This window comes from Flavisericum labens, assembly GCF_045446075.1.
In the GTDB taxonomy this organism is placed as follows: Bacteria; Bacteroidota; Bacteroidia; order Flavobacteriales; family Flavobacteriaceae; genus Flavisericum; species Flavisericum labens.
Genome location: NZ_JBJJBQ010000009.1, coordinates 41,407 through 59,417, shown reverse-complemented (window position 1 = coordinate 59,417; position 18,011 = coordinate 41,407). Strand labels below are relative to the sequence as shown.

Here is an 18,011-nt window from a genome sequence, read left to right as displayed (position 1 = left end):
GTTATTCAACTTTTAATATGAACGATTCTAAGGGTTTCAACTTTATTTGAATGTTTCCGATATTATTTTCCACAAGCAATTTTTCTGAAAATTGATGGTATAGTTGATCTTTAATACTGTAAGCTCCATTTGATAATCCCCAAGCCTCAACAATGGCCTTAGGAACTTTTAAATTGAACTCCTGAATGCCTTCATCATCAAAATTCGAAACGATTATTAGCTTTTCATCTTCATTCCACCGCACAAAACTTAACACTTTGTCGGTATAATTATCGGTGTTTTTTCTATTATACAAATGAATGTCTCTGTATTCCCCCATTAAAGCTAAACTAGTTATGGTAAAATTCAACAACCTTTTGTAAAAGTCCCTTAAAACCTTTTCTGATTCAGTTAATTGCCCGCCATCAAATTGTTTGTTATTGATCCAACGTTGATGCGCTGGCACCCCAACATAATCGTAAATTGAAGTTCTGGTTGGATCTCCAAAACCGGGCGCTTCTGAACCATCTTCACCTACTTCCTGTCCAAAATAAATCATGGTGGGCGCTGTTGTTGATGTTGCCGAAACAACCATGGCCGGTTTGCCTTTTTCAGCACTATTAGCAAAATCCCGACTAGAGATACGCTGTTCATCATGATTTTCAAGAAAGTGCAGCATTTGGTGCTCGATATCTTTTAAATCTTCAAAAATAGCCGGGATATTATCGGTTTTTCCGTGGCCTTGCATGACATGCTTAATGGTATCATATAGTTGAACCTTGTCGTATAAATAATCCATTTTTCCTTTCTTGATATAATTGCGATATAGTGATGGATTATAAACTTCGGCCAATAAAAAAGCATCGGGCTTTTTCATTTTTATCGTTGAATTCATAAAACTCCAAAATTCAACAGGTACCATTTCGGCCATATCGTAACGAAAACCATCAACTCCTTTTTCAAGCCAGTAAAGTGCAATATCTCGGAATTTCACCCACGAATCTGGAACCGTTTTATCGCGCCAAAATTCAAAATGTTTTTTGTAGTTCTCGTTCTCAAATCCAACCGGTAGTTCATTAAAGTCTTTTTTACCATCAGGAGAAATACCGTAATTTATCTTAACGGTTTCGTACCAATCGTCCATTTTTGGCTGTGACAGACGAGATCCGTTACCTGTCCATTTTGCAGGATTTTCATAAAACTTTCCATCCTCGAGCACATGCTTTTCTTCGCCTAATGGTGAATAGCCGTTTACCCAAACGGGAACTTTGAATGCTTCGGTTGGATTGTAGTAAAAATTATTATTAACCTGGTAAGTCAAAGAAGTATCATCATCTTCTCCAAAATCCTTTATGGACTTTGGCTTAGAAATACTCTTGTAATTTCGAGCTACATGGTTTGGTACTATATCTATAATGACTTTTAAACCGACATTGTGTGTGCGGTTAATCAAGGCTTCAAATTCCTCTAGACGATTTTCAACGTAAACTGCCAAATCTGGGTTAACGTTATAATAATCCTTAACTGCGTAGGGTGAGCCTGCACGGCCTTTTACCACATCTGGGTCATCATTTGAAATGCCATATTTTGAGTAATCGGTAATCACATCATGATGAAGAACACCAGTGTACCAAATATGCGTGACTCCTAAATTCTTTATTTCGGTCAAAGCTTTATCGGTAAAATCATTAAACTTCCCAACACCGTTTTCCTCAATAGTGCCCCATGGTTTGTTTGTGGTATTTGTATTTCCGAATAAACGTGTAAATACTTGATAGACCACTTGCTTTTTTTTAACCTCAACCCTATTGGACTCCGAAGATTTAATGGCTTTTATGTCTTTTTTACACCCGAAAACCGTTATAAACAAAGCAAGCAGCATGAATGCCATGCTCTTGTCGACAAGGCTAATTTTAGAACGACTTTTCATCAGATTTTTGTAGTGAGAATTACAGGTCCCTTTTCTGAAAGCACCAAATTACCTTCCCATTTAAACTGGGCGCTGCTAGTAACGTTTCTCATGACTTTACCATTAAGCTGAAGCTCATCGAAACGACTTAAATCCAGTTCCACTTCATTTTCATTTTTATTCAAAATCAAAACAACAGTTTCATCATTAACAACTCTAAACAAAACATAAATACCGTTTTCTGGCACAAAATGCACCGTTTTACCCTCATGTATAGCTTGACTTGTTTTTCTGTAATTCAATATTTTCCGAAGAAAGAATTGCATCCCTTTTTGGGCATCACTCAAGCCATCACCCGTAAAGGCATTTATTTTGTCGTCGTCCCATCCACCAGGAAAATCACTTCTTACCAAACCGTGGTCTCCCGGCTTATCAAAATCTTCCATCAGGATTTCGGTGCCATAATAAATTTGTGGAATTCTAGGCATCATTAAAATGTAGCTTAATGCCATTTTGGTATTTTCTATATTACCGTGAAGTTGGGTAAAAATACGGCTCATATCATGGTTGTCTGGAAATACCATAATATCCTTTGGAGACACATATGCAAAATCGTTGGCAAGGCCTTTATAAATTTCAACAAAACCAGAGTCCCAAGATTCTCCATTATTCAAAGCCCTTACAATGATATCTTGCATGGCAAAATCCATGGGCGATTTTAAATTTGAATTATAGCCATCGCTATTCGGGTTTCCTTGCTGCCAATAGGCAATTAGCAACGGATTGGTTGTCCACTCCTCGCCCACAATACTGAAGTTTGGGTATTCATTCATGATTTCACCCGCCCATTTACTCATGAAATGTTTATCGGGATACGGATAAGTATCTTGCCGAATACCACCCAATTTTGCCGTTTCAATCCACCAAATACTGTTTTGAATGGTATATGTTGCCATGAAGGGATTCCGTTGATTCATATCGGGCATTACGGAAACAAACCAGCCTTCGCTCATATTATCTTTATCCACTTTCGATGCATAAATATCTTGGTTTGTGGTACGCCTATGATTTGTGGTTATGCTTTTGCTACCTTCCCAATTTTCTAAATTTTCCAAATAATTGTCTTGGTGGTTTATCCAATCTTTAAATGGTAAATCCTTTATCCACCAATGCTCTAGTCCACAATGGTTGGCCACCTGATCCATGATGAGTTTCATTCCTTTTGAAGCCATTTTTGAAGACAATTCAAGGTATTCTTCCATGGTTCCAAATCGCGGGTCTATTTGGTAAAAATCGGTCATTGCGTAACCATGGTAAGACCCTTGATACATATTGTTTGTAAGCAGCGGGGTTGGCCAAATAGCGGTAAAACCTAAATCTTCAATATAATCTAGGTGGTTTGTTATGCCCTGAATGTCGCCACCATGCCTGGCGTAGTTATCGTTTCTGTCAATACTTGCCTCATTAAGAGTTTCAATAATATCGTTATTTGGATTTCCATTGGAAAACCTATCAGGAGTAATTAAATAAATGGCATCACTACTATTAAAACCTATGTAATCTTCAGAGGGTTTTTCTCTGGATTTCAATTCATAGGAATGAATGAGTTCCTCTTTGTTTTTATGCTTAAAAACAATATTGAATTTCCCAGCAAAAGCTGTTTCAGAAATGCTTAAATCAAGAAACAAATAATTAGGGCTATCGGCTTTGTTCACTTTTAACAAAGAAACACCTTCGTAAGAAATTTCAGGACTATATTCTGAAATATTTGGATGTTTCACTAATAGCTGCAGGTCTCTATTTTTAAAACCGACCCACCAATTTAATGGCTCAATGCGCTCAATATCCTGTCTTTCGGTTGAAGTATTCATTTGGACTCCATCTGTTGCCATTTTGTCTTCCTTTTTACAAGATAAATTTAAAGTAAAAACAGATATCAAAACAATTAGAATGACATGTTTATTACTTTTTTGATTCTTTATATATCCTATCATGTTCTCATCTTATTTAATTTCCAAAATACTAATGGCATACCCTCCTCCAGGAACGGACAATTGCGACAATTTTGATTTGCTTGTTACCTTCTTGGATTTTATGGTATAGGCCTGCGGATTGGTTTTATAATGGGCATCTTTGGCATCAGAATAAATAGTTGCTAGGTACGTTTTACCTTTTTCCAAGAAATCAAATTCGATTTTGGAAGTTCTTGTTTCATTACCGTTTACATTGCCAATAAACCAATTATTAGTCCCTTTTTCTTTACGAGCCACCGTGATGTATTTACCAGGCTCGGCTTCCAAATAAACACTTTTGTCCCAATCTATTGCCACATCTTTAATAAACTGAAAGGCGTCCATAAATTGTTGGTAATGCTCTGGTAAATCGGCAGCCATTTGTAATGGGCTGCACATGGTAACGTACAAGGCCAATTGGTTGGCGATAGTGCTATTTACATGTGAATTATTTTCAGGATTTAACTTGCTAATGTCCATTTCGAAAATACCTGGAGTATAATCCATTGGGCCACCAATTAAACGTGTAAAGGGCAATACCGTAACATGGTTTGGTTTAGAGCCGCCAAATGCCTGAAACTCGGTACCCCTAGCCGATTCGTTACCAATTAAATTGGGGTAGGTTCTGCAAATTCCTGTTGGCCTCACCGCTTCATGGGCATTGACCATAATTTGATAATCGGCCGCTTTTTCAATAGCATATTGATAATGGTTTACAATCCATTGGCTATAATGGTGTTCTCCTCTTGGTAAAATGTTGCCTACGTAACCACTTTTTACTGCATCGTAACCGTTGTCTTTCATAAATTGGTATGCGCTATCCATGTGGCGTTCGTAGTTTCTTGTAGCCCCAGAAGTCTCGTGGTGCATTATCATTTTAACACCTTTCGATTTAGCGTATTCATGTACTTCATCAACATCGAAATCTGGATAAGGTGTCACAAAATCGAATACATAATCTTTCGATTTACCAAACCAATCTTCCCAACCTTCGTTCCATCCTTCAACTAATACACCATCAAAACCATGTTTTGAAGCAAAATCAATATAATATTTAACGTGGTCTGTGTTGGCAGCATGTTTTCCATTAGGTTCTAATTTTGAATAATCTGTAACTCCCAACTGAACAGAAGGCACATCATCAGTATAGGCCCATGAACTTTTTCCTGTAATCATTTCCCACCAAACCCCAATATATTTAACTGGTTTTATCCATGATGTATCTTCAATTTTACAAGGGTCATTTAAATTCAAAGTTATTTTTGATGCCAGAATATCACGGGCATCATCGCTTACCATTATGGTTCTCCAAGGTGAATTGCACGGCGCCTGCATATAACCTTTATCTCCAACAGCATCTGGTGTTAAATGCGATTCAAAAACAAAATTTTCGTCATCCAAATCAAGGTGCATACATGAATAATTTATGAGTGCCGCCTCATGTAAGTTAATGTACAAGCCGTCATCAGTTTTCATCATTAATGCGGTTTGCACCCCTGTTTTTGAAAACTGTTCTTGTGAAGCATTGTGAGTTACAGCAGTATCAAATTGTTCTCGCATTTCTGAAAGTTTAGATTCCGTGTAATCGTATTCTTGTGAATCGTAATCTCCAGGGATCCAAAAAGCGGTATGGTCGCCCGTCATAGCGAATTGTGTTTTTTCTTCCTTAATCACAAAATATATGAGTTCATTTTGCTGCGGAAATTCATAGCGAAACCCCAACCCATCATTAAATAAACGAAAACGAACAAGCACGGAACGATTGGTTTCGTTTTGTTTTAAGGTTACAGCCAACTCGTTGTATTGGTTTCTTATTTCACTTTCTTCACCCCAAACAGGCTTCCAGGTTTCATCAAAAACAATCGTTTCGGTATTTGAAATGGTAAAATCATCAAGTAATGATTTTTTATCACTCTTTAATTCAAAGCCCAATCTGCTCGTATTAACAACCACTTTGTTTTTGTAAAAGAGTTGGTACGTAGGTATTCCGTCATCTTTTAACTGAAATTTAAGAGTTATTTCTCCGTTTGGGGACTCGAGCTCTTGCGCACGAACGCAAGAGAACACCAAAAAGAATATGGCAATAGTTAAAATATATGTTTTCATATTTTTGCTTTTTTAATTGTCAAATTGAGTTTGAAGAGCACTGTCTTTCTTTATCATTACGGGACTCCCATTCACTAATACTTCTAAATCATCACCACTAATCAATTTAAAGATGGTCTTCTTTTTTGTTACATTAACCTTGATGATTTGGTTTCTAAAATTCACTTTAAAGGAAAAACCTTGCCATTGTTCTGGGATTTTAGGCTCGAAATGCAACGTATTATTCTTTACCCTCATACCGCCAAAACCTTCTACAATGCTCATCCATGTTCCTGCCATACTTGTAATGTGCAGTCCCTCGTGGACTTCCTTGTTATAATCGTCTAAATCTAAACGTGATGTACGCAAATAGAACGCATAGGCTTGTTCCATCCTATTCAATTTGGCCGCTTGAATACTGTGTACACAGGGTGAAAGTGAACTTTCGTGAACCGTAAAAGGCTCATAAAAATCGAAATGGCGCTGGAGTTCTTCATGGTTAAATCGATCTTCAAAAAAGTAAAAACCTTGAAGTACATCGGCCTGTTTTATGTATGGTGAGCGCAATATTCTATCCCAACTCCATTTTTGGTTTATTGGAAGTTGATTTTTATCTAAATCGGCAACAGTGATTAACTCTTTATCTAAAAACCCATCTTGTTGAAGATAAACATTGTGCTTTTCTGAATACGGGAAATACATATTATCTGCAACTGCTTTCCATTCGGCCAATTCCAAAGTTGAAAGCTTCACTTTGTTCATTATTCGAATAAAATCGGAAGCATATTCCGTTTCTATTTTACTAATGTTTTCAATAGCATAATTAATGCACCATTGAGCCAAGTAGTTGGTGTACCAATTGTTGTTCACGTTATTTTCATATTCATTTGGACCTGTAACTCCTAAAATGACATACTTATTTTTGTTGGTTGAAAAGTTGGCACGTTGGTGCCAAAATCGAGCTATACCAATTAAAACTTCAAGGCCTTTTTCAGGAATATAACTGTAATCGCCGGTGTAACGGTAATAGCTATAAATGGCAAAGGCAATGGCACCGTTTCGGTGTATTTCTTCAAAAGTAATTTCCCACTCGTTGTGACACTCTTCGCCATTCATGGTTACCATGGGGTAAAGTGCTGCTCCATTTTTAAAACCTAAATTTTCCGCATTTTCAATGGCCTTTTCTAAGTGATTGTAACGATACTCCAAAAGGTTTCGTGCTACATTTTGGTCTTTCGTAGCCATATAAAACGGGATGCAATAGGCCTCGGTGTCCCAATAGGTACTTCCGCCGTACTTTTCACCGGTAAATCCTTTGGGGCCTATGTTTAATCTGGAATCTTTCCCCAAATATGTTTGGTTTAACTGAAAAATATTAAAACGAATGCCTTGTTGAGCCTTAACATCACCGTCAATTGTGATATCTGACATATTCCAAATATCGCCCCATGCTTGTTTTTGACCTTCTAAAAGTGAGGTAAAGCCTAAACTATTTGCTTTGGCCAAAACGGTTTTTGCAGCATCCATAAGCTGCGATTTCTCGTGATTTCTACTAACCGTATATCCACCAAACTTAACCAGGCTTACTGTTTGGCCTTTTTTGACTTTTAAATTGTAATCGAAAGAAATTATGGTTTCCGTTTTAGACTGTTCTGGTTTAATATTTTGTTGAGTATCTTCAATAAAAACACTGGTTTCCATAAATGTGCAGGTATGGAAATCGGTTTTCATGGTGTGTGCCTCAATAAACGCTTGATTGCCATTGGCCTCTACGTTTGTTGTGTTCCAAAACTGATGGTCCCAATTGGTATCTTCATTTGTAATTCCACTATCCAAATAGGGTTTAAACTCAATTTCGGCATCAGCATTTAACGGCGTAACGTTATATTTTATAGCTCCCAGCTCATCTAAATTCAAACTTAAAAAGCGTAAAACCTCAACCTTAACTTTAGTATCGTTATAAAGGGTAGCAGTAAAACTTCTGGACAACCAGCCTTCTTTCATGTTCAATTCCCTGCGGAAATTTTCTATTTGTTCAACGCTGAATAAATCCAAAACCTCACCATTAACATTAACACTAACACCAATCCAATTGGGCGCATTCAGCACTTTGGCAAAGTATTCCGGATAGCCATTTTTCCACCACCCTACACGGGTTTTATCGGGATAATATACGCCCGCAATATAACTTCCTTGAAATGTTTCGCCAGAATATTGTTCTTCAAAATTGGCACGCTGTCCCATGGCTCCATTACCAATGCTGAACAGACTTTCGGAAGACTTTACACGCTTCGGGTCAAAACCTTCTTCTATGATAGACCAGTTGTCTGGTTTTATATAATCTTGATTCATCCTTTTTTAAGATATGACAGGTTAGATTTGAGAAAATAGCTGTTCTAATTAAGAACCTCCTTTTCCTTTTTCTAAACTTTTTGTTTCTTTTTTCCTTTAACTAACTCTCTTATAAAATCGGCGGTAATCTCCGTTAAACTTTCAATATTGAAATCCGCTTCTTCAAGTGTAGCTTTATCGCCAACACCAATTGAAATCATGTTTGCTGCATTGGCAGCTTCGATTCCTGCAATTGCATCTTCAAAAACGATGCACTGCTCTGGCTGTAGATGTAACTTTTCAGCTCCAATTAAAAACACCTCTGGGTCTGGCTTGGCTTTAGAGACACTATTGCCATCAACTATACCTGTGAATCGGTCAAAAAGACCAACTTGCTTTAAAATGAGTGGCGCATTTTTGCTTGCCGATCCAAGTACGTATTTTATGCCCAACTCATCCAAAGTATCGAGTAAATCCTGTACCCCAGGGAGAATTTCACTTGAATTCATTTTTTTTATGAACTCCAGATATTCTACATTTTTACTCACTAAAACGACTTGTCTCTTTTCTTCTGAAAGTTGAACTTTTCCTATGTTAAGTAATATTTCTAAAGACCTAACTCTACTCACGCCTTTTAGTAATTCATTGTGCTTTTCGGTAAATTCAAAACCTAAGTCGTCGGCAAGGCTTTTCCATGCCAAATAATGGTATTTTGCGGTATCGACAATAACACCATCTAAATCGAAAATGACTCCTATTTTACTATTCATTCTATTTTATATTCTATTGTACAACATCGTCAACATCCTTAACTTTAGACACTAAAGATGCTGCGATTAAAAAACTTAAACCACTCATAACCAGAGCAAATATGGCGTGGTTACCATAAGCATACTTTACAAGCGGACCACCAATTAAAGCATTGATAATTTGTGGCATCACGATGAAGAAATTAAAAATACCCATATAAACCCCCATCTTTTTGGGCGAAATAGAACCCGCCAAAATAGCGTAAGGCATGGCCAAAATACTGGCCCAGGCAATACCCACACCAACCATAGAGACAATGAGCCAATTTTTATCTGGCATTATGTAAATTGAAAGAAGTCCTATACCTCCTATAACAAGAGAAGCTGCATGTGTTTTTTTTCTTCCTATTTTTTTTGCGATATATGGTAATGCGAATGCATAAAATGCAGAAACTAAATTGTAAACACCAAACAATATCCCCACCCAATCACCAGCATCTTGATAGACAGTACTATTGCTATCGGTATAAGGCAAACCATAAGTATGCTGTGCAATGGCCGGCGTTGCAAATACCCACATACCAAAAAGACCGAACCATGAAAAGAATTGCACCCAACTCAATTGACGCATGGTGGTGGGCATTTTTTTAAAGTCTTCAAAAATATCCAGTAAACTAGACTCCTTCTCTTCAACGACTATCTGTATCTCATCAGATTGCGCTTTCCGTTCTTCAATTAGCGCCAACTCTTCTGGGGAATACTCTTTGGTCGTCAATACAGTAATTAAAATGGAAACAATTAAAATAATAGCTCCAATAATAAAAGACCAAATCAAGTTTGAAGGCACAGCTCCCGCAGTAGTTTCATTTGAAACACCGAACCAATTAGCCAAGGCATAAGGCAACCAAGAACCAATTACTGCTCCAAATCCAATTAACGCTGTTTGAACACTAAAGCCTAAAGTACGTTGGTCTGTCCTTAAATTATCACCTACTAAAGCGCGAAACGGCTCCATGGCAATATTGAAAGACGCATCCATAATCATTAGCATTCCTGCACCTACCCATAAGGCAGGTAAATAGGCAATAAACATATCGGCCTGTGGCATAAGCACCAAACCTACAGAAGCTAAAATGGCTCCAATTAAAAAATACGGCTTACGCCTGCCAAAACGTCCCCAAGTCTTATCGCTGTAATGCCCAATAACGGGTTGTACTATTAGCCCCATTAAGGGCGCAATTATCCAAAACCATGACAGTTCGTGAACGTCGGCTCCGAAAATTTGAAGAATTCTACTGGCATTGGCATTTTGAAGGGCGAAACCCATCTGTATTCCTAAAAATCCGAAACTCATGTTCCAAATTTCCAAGAAACTTAATCTACGCTTTTCCATTAAATAGTATGTTTAATTAATACTATTTGATAAGCGATATTTACTTATCAAAACTTACGTGAGAAGTGAAAATATAAGTTTTGATTTCGCATCAAAGATATAGAAAAGATTTTTATTCTTCCAAATAAATTTTTATTTAGTTGATTCTCTTTCAATAATTTCAGTCTCAATAACCACCTTTATAAAATCGCGCTTTTCATTGTTATTACTAAAATACTGTTCACTTTCGGCGTCTTCTGCTTCCAATCTGTCTATCAATAAATTTGCAGCTTGTTCCCCCATTTTTTGACCATGCTGACTTACCGTGGTTAAACTTGGCGTGGCATGTTTAGAAAGTACACCGTCGGTAAAACCAATGACTTGAATATCATCAGGAACATGAAACCCAAGCTTTTTGGCTACCTTCATAACCGTAACGGCATACAACTCGTTAACAGCAAAAACCCCATCAATTTTGGGATTCGTTTGTAAAAATTGAGCGATTTCGGTCTCCAGTATTTCCAAATGGTTTTCCACATTTAAACTGTCATCGATTTTTAAAATCATATTGGGGTCGGGAACTATGCTGTGATGTTCTAAAGCTTCAAGATACCCTTGAGTTCTAAGTTTGCCTACACTAATATAATCCATAGTAGTAACTAGGGCTATATTTTTACAATGGTTTTCAATAAGTTTCTTTACTGCTTTTACCGCTCCGTTAAAATCGTCAACTATCACTTTGTCGCAATCTACTTCATTTACCACTCTATCAAACATTACAATGGGCATACCTTGATTTATAGTGGCATGAAAATGGTGGTAATCTTGTTTTAGTAATGTTTCTTTTGAAATGGACAGAATAAACCCATCTATACTACCATTGGCCAACATTTCCATATTAATAATCTCCTTTGCAAACGACTCATTTGACAACCCCACAATAACATTATATCCACGCCTATTGGCTATCCTTTCTATCCCTCGAATTACGGTTGAAAAAAAATGATGTACAATCTCAGGAATTAAAATACCAATGGTTTTGGTCTTTCTGTTCTTTAAACTTAGAGCAATGTTATTAGGCTTGTAATTATACAACTTAGCAAAAGCTTGTATCTTTTGAGTAGTATCTTCACTAATCTCTTTGCTTCCACTCAAGGCCTTGGATACTGTAGATACCGAAACATCCAGTTCCTTTGCTATTTGCTTTAAAGTTATTTTTTTTTTCATGTCTTAGAATTCATTGAAAAGTAACAATTATTTACTTCTTTTTATAAAGTTATGAAAACATTTTTCTAAACAACCACTTATACGTTTTTATCATTTTTAAGCCCAATTAATGAAAAGTTGTCAACACGAAAACGTTTTCGCTAAAAATTTCGTAAACAAAAATTATTTCTTAACAGTTTCTTTACATAGGTTTGACATGAGAAGTGAAAATATAACTAAACTATTTAATTCATTATTTAACAAAATTATATGAAAACAACTACTAAAAGTTTGCTGTTTTTTATGCTAGCCTTGCCTGTATTTTTATTCGGGCAGAATAGTTTAAAAGGAACAGTAACTGAGCAATCAACTTCCCTTCCGCTTCCCGGAGTAAATGTTGTTGTAAAAGGCACCTCTAATGGTACAGCAACAGACTTTGACGGACTGTATGAAATTGAAGTTAACAACGGAGACGTTCTTGTATTTACCTTTGTAGGTTATCAAACTAAGGAAATAACCTATACAGGACAACCGACATTAGACGTTATTTTGGTGGAAGATGCCGCCCAACTTGAAGAAATAGTCATTATTGGTTACGGTAGCGTAAAAAAAGAAGACCTTACTGGATCAGTAGATGTGGTTTCTTCAGAGGACTTTAACAAAGGGGCAATAGTATCGGCTGATCAGCTCTTAAATGGTAAGGCACCTGGAGTTAGAATTACAAACGCCGGAGGTCAGCCCGATTCCGAACCAAATATTAGGATTAGGAGTGGTGCCTCATTAAGCGCCAACAGCAGCCCACTAATTGTTATTGACGGAATTGCTATTGACAACACAAACCCAGCAGGTGTTAAAAACCCATTGAGTCTGGTAAATCCTAATGACATTGAAAGTTTCAGTGTATTAAAGGATGCATCAGCAACAGCCATTTATGGATCCAGAGCATCAAATGGTGTTATCATCATTACAACCAAGAAAGGAACTTCTGGAGAAGCGAAATTTAATTTCTCCACAAGTATGTCGTCGAACACGGTAAGTAAAAAAATTGATGTCCTAAATGGGCCTGATTTTGTTCGTTTTATCAATGAGTTTGAAAATAAAGGCATTTTTGAGACCGGAGCATCAGATAGACTAGGCGTGCCAATTAATTCTGTAAATACGACCGAGCAAATTATTCAGACGTTTACAGATTCCAACGGACAAGAAAGAGCAATTTATAATACCGACTGGCAAGATGCAATTTATAGGACGGCCATTTCAACGAACCACAACTTTAGTGCACGAGCTAATCTGTTCCAAAAAATACCTTTTAGGGCTTCAGTAGGCTACAATAACACAGAGGGTGTTGTAAAAACTAGTGATTACGAACGTTTAACTGCTTCGTTGAAACTTACTCCTAAGTTCTTAGACGATCACTTAAAAGTTGATTTGAACTTAAAAGGTATCTCAGCCAAAAAGAACGCCATTGATGAAGGCGGCGCATTATTTGGAGCTGTAGTAATGGATCCTACCAAACCTCTTTACGATGAAGGTTCAGGTTTTGGCGGATTTTTTTCAACGACCTCTTCGACATCTAACCCTCCTGGAATGCTTATTGGGCAATCCAATCCACTTGCTCTTTTAAAACAGCGTTCAAGACCTGAAAAGACAGATAAAATTTTAGGAAATATTGAGTTGGATTACAAAATGCATTTTCTACCAGAACTTAGAGCTGTTGTAAACCTTGGTGTTGAAGCTTCAAGATCTGAAATATTAGAACGCTACAGCGAAAACTCCATTGCGACCTACCGATTAAGTAACACCTCCAACAGTTACATTTTTAATCCCGGGGTAAACTTTAAAGAAAACCAGCATATTACCAATACCACCCTAGAAGGCTATTTGGTATATAATAAAAATTTTGACGATTCTGTTATAAATAGTTTTGAAATTCAAGGAGGCTACGGGTACCAAAATTTCAAAAACGACGGTAACAAAGAACAGTATTTATACGATAACGAAACTGGGCTTAGAGAGCTTCAGGTAAACGAAAGCAACCCTAATTTCCGATACTATAACGTTCTTAATTTACAATCCTTTTTCGGACGAAGTAATATAAATATTTTGAACAAGTACTTATTGACCTTTTCTGTTAGAGCTGATGCCTCTTCCCTATTTGTTAAAGAAGACGTTTGGGCTGATGATGTATGGGGTATTTTTCCAGCAGCAGCATTGGCATGGAAAATCAACGAAGAAAGTTTCTTAGAAGACGTTGATTTTTTCCAAGAACTAAAGTTAAGAGTGGGTTATGGTAAAACCGGACAACAAGATATTACGGGATTAGCAGGTGGCTTTTTCCCTTCATCACCCCTATTTACCGTGGGCAATAGCACAACACAATATCTGCCAGGTGTTTCACTATACTCTGCTCGTGCGTTCAACGAGAATTTAACTTGGGAAAAAACAACCACGTACAACGCGGGTATTGATTTCAGATTGTTCGACAATAGTGCCGTTTCAGGTTCTTTCGACATATTTAAAAGAAAAACAAAAGATCTTTTAGTCCTAGCTCCTGTGGCACCTGGTCAAGGATTTACCAATTTATTCCCTCAAAATATTGGAGAAACAGAAAATGAAGGGTTTGAATTAAACCTAGGCATTACTCCTATTGAAAATGAAAATTTTACACTAAATCTTAATGGCAATATAGCTTACAGTAAAACCGAAGTAACCAACTTAAATGGGGTTAGCAATATTTCAGCCGATGAGTCGGACATTCCAACAGGAACCGGAGTGAAACTAGCAAGACATGTGGTTGGCGAGGAAGTTTATTCTGCTTGGGTATTCAAACAAGTTTATGATTTGGATGGTCGACCAATCCTTGGTTCTTTTGTAGACCTTAATGGTGACGGACAAATAACAAATGATGACCGTTATTATAAAGCATTAAGACCTAATTGGACTTTTGGATTCGGGTTTTCAACATACTACAAAAACTGGGATTTAAGCGCCAGCTTTAGAGGTCAATTAGACGGACAAATTTATAACTCACGTAATCTAGCTATTGGTTATGTTCAAGCCGCTATTCCTTCAAATACCGAAAGCTTAAATAATGTGGTTGATTTCTATTCTGGGCTATCAGACACGAATTTTATTAACAGAAATGGTAATGTTCCTTTTTCAGATTACTATTTGGAAAGTGCTGCCTTCTTAAGATGTGAGAACATCACATTAGGTCTAACAGTAAACGAAGCGTTTAAAGATGTATCCCTAAAAGTATATGCTTCTGTGAACAACCCGTTTCTAATAACAAATTATAGCGGACAAGATCCAGAAAATTTTAATGCCATAGATAGCGATTTTTACCCAAGACCACGTGTATATACATTAGGCTTAAATATTGACTTTTAAAAAATTAGATATGAAAAATAAAATTTATATAATCCTGTTTAGTTTAGCTCTGGCGTTTTCTACCAGTAGCTGTACAAACGACTTAGATACGCAGCCTTTAGTAGAGCTTACGTTAGAAGAACTATTGGAGCAAGACCCTAATGCCGTAAAAGGTATTTTGGCTAGATTGTATGCATCGTTTGCATTATCAAGCATCGAAGCAGCTGACAAATCCGACATTCAAGGAGATGATCCTGGAGAATCTCCATTTTTAAGAAACCTTGTAAACCTGCAGGATTTTGCTGCCGATGGCATTAAAAACCGATGGGGCGATGATGGTTTAGATCAATTAACCACGACATCAAATTGGGATGAAAACAACAAATTCTTCAGGTATTTGTTTAATCGTATTTATTTTACCATTCCACAGTGTAACAATTTACTGACGGTTCTACAAAACGTAAGCGTGGAAAACCAAGAGGGCATCATTTCCGAAGTGCGTTTTTTAAGATCCTTAGCCTACTATTATCTAATTGACATTTTTGGCAAAGGTGTACTTTCTACTGAAGAAAACTTTGGAGGAACGGATTTGCTACCCGAAGCATCGAGGTTAGAATTGTTCAATTATGTTGAAAGTGAACTTTTAGCCATTGAAAGCACTTTACCACCAAACAACGATTACGGTAGAGCGACAAATTCCGCTGCACAAATGCTTTTAGCGAAACTATATCTTAATGCAGAGGTTTATACGGGTACAGCGAGATATAATGAAGCTTTAACCTATATCAACAAAGTAATTAATGATGGTGGTTACCAATTAGAGCCAAACTTTATTAAACTGTTTTCGGCAGACAACAACACATCAAACGAAATTATATTTCCATTGATTGCAGATGCCGACACGAGTAGAAGTTATGGAAACACGACTTATATCGTAAACGGAAACTTAAGTACAGACACTATGGATCCCGGAGATTTTGGATCAACAGCTGGATGGACTGGACATAGAGCCACCCAAGCTTGGTATGGTCTTTACGGTGACCTAGGAACTACAAACGACGAGAGAGCTAGTTTATTCTGGACCGATGGTCACAATTTTGAAATGAATGACTATCGCGAATGGACTGATGGCTATCCTTCTGTTAAATTTAGAAACACCAACTCTGACGGTTCTGGTGTTACAACAGAATTTTCAAGTACTGATTTTCCACTTTTTAGGTTAGCAGACGCCTACCTTATTTATGCAGAATGTGTATTAAGGGGCGCCAATGGAGGAGACTCTAACACAGCGTTGCAATATGTAAATGATATTCGAACTCGTGTAAACGCTACCACTATTGGGTCATCAGATTTAACTTTAGACTTTATACTGGACGAACGTGCGAGAGAATTGAATTTAGAAGGTCACAGACGTTCAGATTTAATACGCTTTGGTAAATTTACTGGCAGTGCTTACACCTGGCCTTGGAAAGGCGGAGTAGCTAATGGCGCTTCAATTCCAGAACATTATAAACTTTACCCTATTCCTTTAACCGCTATTCAGGCTAATCCTAACTTAACCCAAAACTCAGGTTTCTAAACTAAAAAAACAAAACGATGAAAAAAATTAAATTTATATTAATAATGGCATTGGCAGTAATAAGCTTTAATGCCTGTGAAGAAAATGATGATTTAGTATTTACTGCTGCTCCCGTAGGAGAATTTGAATTTGTAAATACTTTTTTATCTGAGTATGTTTTAACTCCTCAAACCTCTTCAAACGTTGCTGAACGATTTGTTTTCAATGATGCAGAATTTGGCGTACCAACAAACATCAATTACCAATTACAATACTCAGCCTTGGGTGATTTTTCAGATGCTCAGAATATTGGAGGTGAAAGCATGTCTAACGAAATTGGTTTAACAGTTGGTGATTTTTTATCATTAGCCACTGAAGCTGGTTTAGACAACGATCCAGATACTGAGGCTTCAAATACAGGAACTTTTGCTTTTAGAGTTAGAGCTTACCCAGGAGATGCCAGTTCGACAACAGAACAATTTTCACCTGTCGCAGCTCTTACTGCTGTTTTACCAGAAATAGTTGCTGGAGGCGGAGGTTCTGAGTATGAAATTTCAGAATGGGGTGTAGTTGGTTCTGGTTATAATGATTGGGGCAACGGTGGACCAGATGGTCTTTTTTACACCACTAGTGAATCTGGTGTTATAGTAAGCTATGTTAGTTTAATAGATGGTCAAATTAAATTTAGAACTAATAACGATTGGGGAAGTGGTGATGACCTTGGTGATGCTGGTTCGGATGGAGTTTTAGATCAAGATCCTGACAATAATATCAATGTTACCGCAGGCGATTATAAAATTACAATCAATACTAATGATAACTCTTATACTATTGAACCATATTCATGGGGTGTAGTTGGTTCTGGTTATAATGACTGGGGAAATGCCGGTCCTGATGGAAAACTCTATTATGACTACACCACTGATACATTTAAAGCTAGCCTTAAATTAGTTGATGGAGAGATTAAGTTTAGAAGTAACAACGATTGGGGAAGTGGTGATGATTTTGGTGATGCCGGTTTAGATGGTGTATTAGACCAAGATGCTGATAATAATATTACCGTCACCGAAGGCCACTATCTAATAACAGTCAATTTCAATACTAATGAATATTCCATAGTTGAAGCTGATGTTTGGGGTATTGTTGGTTCTGGGTATAATGACTGGGGAAATGATGGACCTGATTTTGCGCTTACCGAAATACAAGAAAATATTTTGTATGGCGATATTGCAACGCTAATTGATGGTGAAATTAAATTTAGATCTAATAATGATTGGGGAAGTGGCGACGACTTTGGTGATGCTGATTTAGATGGAGTTCTAGATCGAGACGCGGATAATAATATCACCGTGGCCGCTGGTTTATATAGAGTTAGAGTAGATTTAAATGATAATACCTATCAATTAAACAAAATTCAATAAATAATAATAGATAGTAAAAA

General features: G+C 37.0%; 10 protein-coding genes. 3 read left to right on the top strand and 7 right to left on the bottom strand.

Annotated elements, in window-relative coordinates; all coding sequences use genetic code 11:
- Position 1 precedes the first annotated feature (1 nt).
- The 7 genes from ACIEHO_RS13460 to ACIEHO_RS13430 form a co-directional block, all read right to left on the bottom strand.
- Positions 2–1,909: an alpha-amylase family glycosyl hydrolase gene (locus ACIEHO_RS13460; RefSeq protein WP_406972581.1), complete on the bottom strand. Its 1,908-nt coding sequence runs from the start codon at positions 1,907–1,909 to the stop codon at positions 2–4.
- On the bottom strand, positions 1,909–3,780 hold the full coding sequence (locus tag ACIEHO_RS13455) for a glycoside hydrolase family 13 protein (RefSeq protein WP_406972579.1): 1,872 nt from the start codon (positions 3,778–3,780) through the stop codon (positions 1,909–1,911). The genes ACIEHO_RS13460 and ACIEHO_RS13455 overlap by 1 nt, the downstream gene beginning before the upstream one ends.
- A gap of 111 nt (positions 3,781–3,891) precedes the next feature.
- On the bottom strand, positions 3,892–6,006 hold the full coding sequence (locus ACIEHO_RS13450) for a glycoside hydrolase family 97 protein (RefSeq protein WP_406972577.1): 2,115 nt from the start codon (positions 6,004–6,006) through the stop codon (positions 3,892–3,894).
- A 12-nt stretch (positions 6,007–6,018) separates the two neighbouring features.
- Positions 6,019–8,337, bottom strand: a complete 2,319-nt coding sequence (locus tag ACIEHO_RS13445; protein ID WP_406972575.1) for a glycoside hydrolase family 65 protein — start codon at positions 8,335–8,337, stop codon at positions 6,019–6,021.
- Between the two features lie 71 nt (positions 8,338–8,408).
- Positions 8,409–9,086, bottom strand: a complete 678-nt coding sequence (pgmB, locus tag ACIEHO_RS13440) for a beta-phosphoglucomutase (protein WP_406972573.1) — start codon at positions 9,084–9,086, stop codon at positions 8,409–8,411.
- 13 nt (positions 9,087–9,099) lie between these two features.
- Entirely contained in the window at positions 9,100–10,458 is a 1,359-nt protein-coding gene (locus ACIEHO_RS13435; protein ID WP_406972571.1) for an MFS transporter, read from the bottom strand.
- Positions 10,459–10,590: 132 nt separating this feature from the next.
- Positions 10,591–11,664, bottom strand: a complete 1,074-nt coding sequence (locus tag ACIEHO_RS13430) for a LacI family DNA-binding transcriptional regulator (protein WP_406972569.1) — start codon at positions 11,662–11,664, stop codon at positions 10,591–10,593.
- A gap of 249 nt (positions 11,665–11,913) precedes the next feature.
- Here ACIEHO_RS13430 and ACIEHO_RS13425 point away from each other — a divergent pair, with 249 nt between their 5' ends.
- From ACIEHO_RS13425 to ACIEHO_RS13415, 3 genes are read left to right on the top strand one after another with little or no spacing between them, the layout of a single operon-like run.
- Positions 11,914–15,033, top strand: a complete 3,120-nt coding sequence (locus ACIEHO_RS13425; RefSeq protein ID WP_406972567.1) for a SusC/RagA family TonB-linked outer membrane protein — start codon at positions 11,914–11,916, stop codon at positions 15,031–15,033.
- 10 nt (positions 15,034–15,043) lie between these two features.
- Positions 15,044–16,591, top strand: a complete 1,548-nt coding sequence (locus tag ACIEHO_RS13420; protein WP_406972565.1) for a RagB/SusD family nutrient uptake outer membrane protein — start codon at positions 15,044–15,046, stop codon at positions 16,589–16,591.
- Positions 16,592–16,608: 17 nt separating this feature from the next.
- Complete coding sequence (locus tag ACIEHO_RS13415; protein ID WP_406972563.1) at positions 16,609–17,991, top strand: SusE domain-containing protein; 1,383 nt, start codon at positions 16,609–16,611, stop codon at positions 17,989–17,991.
- Positions 17,992–18,011: the final 20 nt, after the last annotated feature.